The sequence below is a fragment of the Actinospica durhamensis genome, from assembly GCF_018139695.1.
Classification (GTDB): Bacteria; Actinomycetota; Actinomycetes; order Streptomycetales; family Catenulisporaceae; genus Actinospica; species Actinospica durhamensis.
Genome location: NZ_JAGSOG010000098.1, coordinates 19991 through 28176 on the forward strand (window position 1 = coordinate 19991; position 8186 = coordinate 28176).

The window sequence follows — 8186 nt, forward strand, 5'->3', positions numbered from 1 at the left end:
TCGAATTGTCCGATAAGGGCACTGTCATGCCAGGCAAATGGGTGCATTTCGGTGGAGCGCTACGTCGTCAGTGTGAGCTTTCTCCCATGTATGACCTATTTGGGTTAGCTCGAAGGGACTGTCGAGAAATGGTTACACGAGTTCGAATACGCGCCGGGTGTTCGCGTCGAGGGCCTCGCACAGCTCCGTCAGGTCCATGGCCAGCGTCTCGGCCATCGAACGGACCGTCAGCGGGATCAGATACGGCGCGTTCGGGCGGCCCCGATAGGGCACAGGGGTGAGGAACGGCGCGTCGGTCTCCACCAGTACGCGCTCCATTGGAGCGGCTCGCAGCGCCGCCCGCAACTCCTCGTTGGCCTTGAAGGTGACCGGACCGGCAAACGAGAGGTAGTAGCCGGCCTCGGCGCACTCCCGTGCCATCGCCGCGTCCCCCGAGTAACAGTGGAACACCACCCGATCGGGTGCGCCCTCCTCGCGCAGGATCCGCAGCACGTCCGCGTGCGCGTCCCGGTCGTGGATGACCAGGGCCTTGCCCACCCGCTTGGCCAGCGCGATGTGCCGCCGGAAGGACTCCTGCTGGGCCGCGACGCCCTCCGGTCCGGTGCGGAAGTAGTCCAGCCCCGTCTCGCCGATCCCGACCACCTCGGGCCGTCCGGCGAGCTCCTCGATCCGGGCCAGCGCGCCCTCCAGGGCGGTGATCCCGCCCGGCTCGCGGTGCTTGTCCCGCCCTGCCCAGGCGTCGATGTCACCCAGCACCAGCCGCGGCGCCTCGTTCGGATGCAGCGCCACGGTGGCGTGCACCGACGCGAACGCCGCCGCCTGCGCCACCGCGAACTCCGAGGACGGCACGTCGCAGCCCACCTGCACCAGCGTGGTCACGTTCACCGACGCCGCGAGCTCCACGGACTCCTGCGGGGTGCGTCCCTGCATGTCCATGTGCGTATGCGAGTCGGCCACCGGCCGCGGCAGCGGCTCGGGCAGCGGCGGCGGAACGTCCTGCTGGGACTGCTGCGTCTTGGACTTGCCCATGGGACGAGTCTATCGACGCAGCAGTCCGGTCCGGATCGGCGAAAACCGGCTACGCCTCGGCGCGTTCTTCCAGACGCGGGAAGAGCGCGTCGCCCTTCGTGATGACCGAGCCGGCCGGCAGCTGGCCCCAGCGGCCCGCGTCCTGCACCTTCTGGTCCGCCAGGGCACCGAGCGAGGCCTCGGCCCCCAGCGAGTCCCACAGCGCCGCCGAGGACTTCGGCATGACCGCGTTCAGCAGCACGGCCACCGCGCGCAGCGACTCGGCCGCGGTGTAGAGGATCGAGGCCAGCCGCGCCTGCCCGGCCGGGGACTCGTCCTTGGCGACCTTCCACGGCTCCTGCTCGGTCAGGTATCCGTTGACCAGCTTGATGAAATCGAAGATCGCGTTGATCCCGCCCTGGAAGTCGAGCACCTCGCCGATCCGCTCGTCCGCCGTCGCCGTCGCCGCCGCCAGCGCGTCCGCGATCGTCTGCTCGGCCGGGCCGTGGTCGGTGGACGCGGGCAGCACGCCCTCACTGCGCCCGGGTTCGCCCTGCTGCGCCGCGGCGAAGTACTTGCCCACCATGGCCGCCACCCGCGAGGCCAGGTTGCCGTAGTCGTTGGCCAGCTCGGAGGTGTAACGCGCGCTCAGGTCCTCCCAGGAGAACGAGCCGTCCTGCCCGAACGGGATCGCGCGCATGAAGTAGTAGCGGTAGGCGTCCGAACCGAAGTGGTCGGTGATCTGCGACGGGGCGATGCCGGTCAGCTTGGTCTTGGACATCTTCTCGCCGCCCACCAGCAGCCAGCCGTGCCCGAAGACCTTGTGCGGCAGCGGCAGGCCCGCGGCCATCAGCATGGCCGGCCAGATCACCGCGTGGAAGCGCAGGATGTCCTTGCCCACCAGGTGCACGTCGGCCGGCCAGGTGCGGGCGAACTTCTCCTCGTCCGCACCGTAGCCCACGGCCGTGGCGTAGTTGAGCAGCGCGTCGATCCACACGTACAGCACGTGCTTCTCGTCCCACGGGATCGGGATGCCCCAGTCGAAGCTGGTGCGCGAGATCGACAGGTCCTGCAGCCCCTGCCTGACGAAGGAGACCACCTCGTTGCGGGCCGAGGCCGGCTGCACGAAGTCGGGGTGCTCCTCGTAGTAGGCCAGCAGCTTGTCCGTGTACTGCGAAAGCTTGAAGAAGTAGTTCTCCTCCGCGATCGTCTCCACCGGACGCCCGTGCACCGCGCAGACCTTCTGGCCCTCGTACTCGCCGGTCCCGTCCTTCAGGTCGCCCGGCAGCTTGTGCTCCTCGCAGGCCACGCAGTACAAGCCCTCGTACTCGCCCTTGTAGACCTCGCCGGCGTCGTGCAGGCGCTGCCAGAACTCCTGGACCCGCTCGGTGTGCCGCTTCTGCGTGGTGCGGATGAAGTCGTCGTTGGCCGCGTCGATGGTCTCGAGCACCGGCAGCCACGCTTCGCGCACCAGCTTGTCGGTCCACTCCTGCGGGGAGACGCCGTTCGCCTGGGCCGTGCGCAGCAGCTTCTCGCCGTGCTCGTCGGTGCCGGTCAGATACCAGACGCTCTCGCCGCGCTGGCGGTGCCACCGGGTCAGCACGTCACCTGCGGTCGTGGTGTACGCGCTGCCGATGTGCGGGGCGTCGTTCACGTAGTAGATCGGCGTGGTGACGTAGTAGGACTTATCGCTGGAGGCCATGCGCGCATTCTAAAGTGCGGCGCAGATCACCCAGAAATCCCGCCGTCCGGGCCGTCGCCCGCCTCGCCGTCCCCGTCCGCCTCGTCCTGCTGCCCGACCTGCGCCCGAGCGGCCACCACGGCGTCGAAAACGGTCCGCTTGGGCACCCCGAGCTGCGCGGCCACCGCGGCGATCGCGCTCTTGCGGTGCTCGCCCGCCGCCTCCCGCGCCGCGACCAGCCCGGCCAGCGCCTCCACGCCGTAGTCCTGCGGTGACGGGGGAGCGGCTCCGGCCACCACGACCGTGATCTCCCCGCGCACCCCGTCCTCGGACCACGCCGCCAACTCGGCCAGCGGGCCGCGCCGCACCTCTTCATAGGTCTTCGTCAGCTCCCGGCACACCGCGGCCGGCCGCTGCGGCCCGAAGGCCTCGGCCATCGCCCGCAGCGTCTCGGTGATCCGGTGCGTCGCCTCGAAGAAGACCATCGTGCGCGTCTCCCCGGCCAGCGCGGCCAGTGTGCGGGCCCGTTCCCCGGCCTTGCGCGGCGGGAATCCCTCGAAGCAGAACCGGTCCACCGGCAGCGCCGAGAGGGCCAGCGCGGTGAGCACCGCCGAGGGCCCTGGCACCGCGGTGACCCGGATCCCGGCCTCCACCGCCGCCGCCACCAGCCGGTAGCCGGGATCGGAGACCGAGGGCATGCCCGCGTCCGTCACCAGCAGCACGTGGGCGCCCTCGAGCAGCCGGGCCACCAGTTCGGGCGTGCGCGCGGCCTCGTTGCCCTCGAAGTAGGACAGGATCCGCCCGGTCGGCTCCACCCCGAGCTCCTGGGTCAGCCGCCGCAGCCGCCGGGTGTCCTCGGCCGCGATCACCTCCGCCGTCCGCAGTTGCTCGGCCAGCCGCGGCGGGGCGTCGGCCACGTCCCCGATCGGGGTTCCGGCCAGCACCAACAATCCGGAGGAATCGCCGCGTTCCCGGATATCTCCGGCCTCCGGCCGTGCAAGTTTCACACCAACCATCATCGCTTACTACAGCTTCTCAGGCGCACTCAATACGATGGCCCGCGTGGACAGCGACGTGCAGAACGCCCAAGGGCCCGCGTACGACTCCGCCGGGCCGAGCGAGCCCGCCGAGTCGGACTCGTCCGTGGCCACCGAAGTCCTCATGACGGGCCGTCCGGACGACGGCGAGACGGGGGACGAGGAGCTCGACGAGGACGGCGGTGAGCTGGAGGAGCCGGAGTATCCGGTCACGCGGCGTCCGCGCTGGCGCCGCGTCGAGCGCGGACGGGTGTGGTGGCGGCCCGAGCTACGGCCGCGCCCCGACGCCCGCCCGCCGCTGGCCGAACGGCTCGTCCCGCCGTTCTACCCGGAGTTCTTCCGCGGCGCGGGCTGGATCCTGCCGCTGGTGGTCACCGTCATCGGCGGCTTCATGCGGTTCTGGAACCTGGCCCAGCCCAACAAGATCATCTTCGACGAGACCTACTACGCCAAAGACGGCTGGTCGATGTGGGTCTTCGGCTGGGAGCACAACTGGAGCTCGAACGCCAACAACGCGCTCTCGATCTGCGGCAAGGCCGGCTGTCAGGGCGTGGCCCAGTGGAGTTCGGGCGCCGAGTTCGTCGCGCACCCGCCCTTCGGCAAGTGGATCATCGGCTTCGGCGAGAAGATCTGGGGCCTGAACCCGGTCGGCTGGCGGCTGATGGAGGCCGCGCTCGGCACCCTCGCGATCTACATCCTGGCCCGCACCGCCCGCCGGATGTTCCGCTCCACCCTGATGGGCGTGATCGCCGGGCTGTTCCTCAGCTTCGACGGCCTGGCCTTCGTGATGGCCCGCACCGCGCTGCTCGACGGCATCCAGATGTTCTTCATCCTGGCCGGGTTCTCCTGCCTGGTGGTGGACCGCGACAAGGTGCGCGAGAAGGCGGCCGCCTGGGCCGAGCGGCATCCGCGCGAGACCCCGTGGCTGGCCGGCGAGCACGGACCCAAGTTCGGCTTCCGGGTCTGGCGCCTGGCCGCCGGGATCAGCCTGGGCCTGGCCACGGCCACCAAGTGGAACGCGATCTTCTTCGTCGCCGCGTTCTCGGTGCTGACCGTGGTCTGGGACCGCGGCACCCGCCGGGCCATCGGCCTGCGCCACCCCTCGATCTCCACGCTGCGCCGCGACGTCGGCTGGGCCGTGCTGAGCATGCCGGTGACGATGGTCGTGGTCTTCGTCTCCACCTACGCCGGCTGGATCTTCAACACCTCCAACGGCGGCGGATACAACCGGTTCTGGGCGAACACGAACCCGGCCTACGGCTTCCCCGACGTGCCCTTCCACAAGCAGCTGACCGAACTGCTGCCGGGCTGGGTGCGCTCGCTGTGGAACTACATCCACGCGCAGTACCAGTTCGACGCGAACCTGCAGTCCCCGCACCCGTACATGTCGAACCCGTGGTCCTGGCTGGTCATGGGCCGCCCGGTGGCCTTCGACTACAACGCGCCGAAGGTGGGCACGGCCGGCTGCACCCCGGCCATGGGCAGCTGCTCGCAGGAGGTCCTGGCCCTGGGCAACCCGTTCCTGTGGTGGCTCGCCACGGCCTCAATCGTGTACCTGCTCTGGCTCTGGATCGGCCGCCGCGACTGGCGGGCCGGCTCGATCCTGCTCGGCATCGCCGCCGGCATCCTGCCGTGGATGCACTACGCCGAGCGCACGATCTTCTCGTTCTACGCGGTCGCCTTCGTCCCCTTCATGTGCCTCGCCGCCACCATGAGCGTCGGCGCCATCCTGGGCCGGGCGGACGCGCCACCGGTGCGCCGGGCCTGGGGCGCCGCGGTCGGCGGAGCGATGGTGGTGGCGATCGTGGGGATCTTCATCTACTTCTACCCGATCTACACCGACCAGACGATCTCCTACAACGACTGGTCCTCCCACATGTGGTTCCAGTCCTGGATCTAGCCTCCCGCCCGGCCGGGCCCGGATCCGCAAAGATCGCGCATTGCCTGATCTGATCGCCTCACGCGTAGGCTGAGCGGGTGGTGAATCTGGTCAACATCGAGTCGGTCGGCAAGGCGTACGGCACCCGCACCCTCCTCGACGGCGTCTCCCTCGGCCTGGCCGAGGGAGACCGCGTCGGAGTGGTGGGGCGTAACGGCGGAGGCAAGTCGACGCTGCTGAAACTGCTGGCGAAGACCGTGCAGCCCGACTCCGGCCGGGTCGTGCACAGCGGTGACGTGCACGTCGTGGTGGTCGGCCAGCACGACGAGCTCGACTCGAGCCGCACCATCCGGGAACAGCTGCTCGGCGGCCGCCCGGAGCACGAGTGGGCCGGGCAGTCGCAGGTGCGCGACGTGCTCACCGGCCTGTTCGGCGGCATCGACGCCCCCGGGTTCGCCGACGGGCTCGACACCGTCGTGGGCCCGCTCTCCGGCGGCGAGCGGCGGCGCATCGCCCTCGCGAAGGCGCTGATCGAGCCGGACGCGACCGACCTGCTGATCCTGCTCGACGAGCCCACCAACCACCTCGACGTCGAGGGCATCGCCTGGCTGGCCAAGCACCTGCGCAAGCGCCGCAGCGCGCTGTTCGTCGTCACCCACGACCGCTGGTTCCTGGACGAGGTGTGCGACCACACCTGGGAGGTGGCCGACGGGCGGGTGCACGCCTACGAGGGCGGCTACTCGGCCTTCGTGCTGGCCCGGGCCGAGCGGGCCAGGATCGCCTCGGCGGACTGGGACAAGAAGCAGAACCTGCTGCGCAAGGAGCTGGCCTGGCTGCGCCGCGGCGCCCCCGCGCGCACGTCCAAGCCGAAGTTCCGGATCGAGGCGGCCAACGCGCTGATCGACACCGAACCCCCGGTCCGCGACAGCGCCGAACTGACCAGGTTCGCCTCCGCCCGCCTCGGCCGCACCGTATACGAGCTCGAAGACGTGACCTACGCCGTCGGCGAGGGCGCGCAGCGGCGCGGGCTGCTCCAGCACGTCACCTGGCAGCTCGGCCCCGGCGAGCGCTTCGGCATCGTGGGCGTGAACGGCGCGGGCAAGACCAGCCTGATGCGCCTGCTCACCGGCGCGGTGCAGCCGGAGAGCGGCCGGGTGGTGACCGGCGTGACGGTCCGGGTCGCGACGCTGGCCCAGGAGATCACCGAGATCGACCCGACGCTGAAGGTGCTCAAGGCGGTCGAGGAGATCAAGGCGAGCATCGACCTGGGCAAGGGCAAGGAGATGACCGCCTCGCAGCTGCTCGAGCGCTTCGGCTTCACCGGCGAGAAGCAGTGGACGCCGGTGGGCGAGCTGTCCGGCGGCGAGCGCAGAAGGCTGCAACTGCTCAGGCTGCTGATGGCCGAGCCGAACGTGCTGCTGCTCGACGAGCCCACCAACGACCTCGACATCGACACGCTGCGGGCGCTCGAGGACCTGCTCGACGGCTGGCCCGGCTCGCTGTTGGTGATCTCGCACGACCGGTACTTCCTCGAGCGCGTCACCGACCGGATCTACGCCCTGCTCGGCGACGGCACCGTCCGCATGCTGCCCAACGGCGTCGACGAGTACCTCGAGCGCCGGGCCGCCATGCCCGCGGGCGCCCTCGGCGTTGGTGTGGCCGCTGCCGCTGCGTCGGGTGCCGCCTCGGCTTCCGCTTCTGCCTCCGCACCCGCCGCGTCCGCCAAGGACCAGCGGGCCGCGCAGAAGGAACTGGCCCGGATCGAGCGCCGGCTGGACAAGATCGCCGCGCTGGAGAAGGACGTGCACGACAAGATGGCCGAGGCCGCGACCGACTACGCGAAGATCGCAGAGCTCGACGTCCAGCTGCGCGAGCTGGCCGACGAGCGCGGGCGCCTCGAAGAGGAGTGGCTTGAGCTGGCCGAGTGATCGGTCAGATGAAAACTCGAAGTCCCCTCGTGTGGGATATGGGTGAATCTCGAGGGATATAGCCGGATTCGCCGCGTTGGCCGGCGGATCGGCCTACCGTGGAAACCAGTGAGCCACAGCGTGCACGACGGGCGCGTGGCAGGACGGGACCACGAGGGGGCGCCGAGCCATGTCCGACATCCAGCCGGAGAACAGCACCATCCGCCATGCCGCGCGCGGGAAGGGGCCCGTCGCCGGCGCCGTCGATCCCGAAGAGCTCTGCCAGGCCCTCGAGCGCCCGCTCACGGTCCTGTCAGGGCTCGTCGAAGCGGCTGCCGCGGCCGACCGCGCCCACCACGGCGCGCAACTGCGCACCCTGCTCGAACGCGTCTCGCGCCAAGCCGCCGCCGTCCAGGCGCTCGCCGAGGTGGCGCTGGGCCCGCCACTCGTCCCCGCCGCACCCCGTTCTCCGGCTGCTTCAACGCTGACGACGCGGGAGAGCGAGGTGCTCGCCCTCGTCGGCGACGGCCTCGCCAACAAGGAGATCGCCCACAGGCTGGGGATAACTCCCGCGACCGTCCGCACGCACGTGCAGAACATCCTCACCAAGCTCGGCGTATGCAATCGCCGCCAAGCCGCCGCCCTGCTCGCCGGACGCCTGCCCCATCCCGCCC

The 8186-nt window shown here is 70.3% G+C and carries 6 protein-coding genes; 3 read left to right on the forward strand and 3 right to left on the reverse strand.

All coding sequences use genetic code 11. The annotated features are described in order from the left end of the window. Nucleotides 1–132: 132 nt before the first annotated feature. The 3 genes from KDL01_RS19765 to rsmI are packed head-to-tail and all read right to left on the reverse strand — an operon-like array spanning nucleotide 133 to nucleotide 3696. Nucleotides 133–1029 carry a TatD family hydrolase gene (locus tag KDL01_RS19765; protein WP_212530015.1) on the reverse strand — a complete coding sequence of 299 codons (897 nt, stop codon included), beginning with the start codon at nucleotides 1027–1029 and terminating at the stop codon, nucleotides 133–135. A gap of 49 nt (nucleotides 1030–1078) precedes the next feature. Continuing rightward, a complete protein-coding gene (metG, locus tag KDL01_RS19770) occupies nucleotides 1079–2710 on the reverse strand; it encodes a methionine--tRNA ligase (RefSeq protein WP_212530016.1) in 1632 nt (543 codons plus the stop codon). A 26-nt stretch (nucleotides 2711–2736) separates the two neighbouring features. Then, the gene (gene rsmI / locus KDL01_RS19775; RefSeq protein ID WP_307846444.1) at nucleotides 2737–3696 is read right to left on the reverse strand and encodes a 16S rRNA (cytidine(1402)-2'-O)-methyltransferase; all 960 of its coding nucleotides are present in this window, start codon (nucleotides 3694–3696) and stop codon (nucleotides 2737–2739) included. Nucleotides 3697–3751: 55 nt separating this feature from the next. Between rsmI and KDL01_RS19780 the strand changes: the two genes are divergently transcribed. From KDL01_RS19780 to KDL01_RS19790, 3 genes are all read left to right on the forward strand, one after another. Beyond that, nucleotides 3752–5626 (forward strand): dolichyl-phosphate-mannose--protein mannosyltransferase, encoded by a 1875-nt coding sequence (locus KDL01_RS19780; RefSeq protein ID WP_212530017.1) that lies wholly within the window; start codon nucleotides 3752–3754, stop codon nucleotides 5624–5626. Between the two features lie 77 nt (nucleotides 5627–5703). Next, nucleotides 5704–7533, forward strand: coding sequence for an ABC-F family ATP-binding cassette domain-containing protein (locus tag KDL01_RS19785; protein WP_212530018.1), 1830 nt, complete (start codon nucleotides 5704–5706; stop codon nucleotides 7531–7533). A 169-nt stretch (nucleotides 7534–7702) separates the two neighbouring features. Beyond that, on the forward strand, nucleotides 7703–8186 hold a 484-nt coding region (locus tag KDL01_RS19790), incomplete at its 3' end, for a helix-turn-helix domain-containing protein (RefSeq protein WP_246576690.1).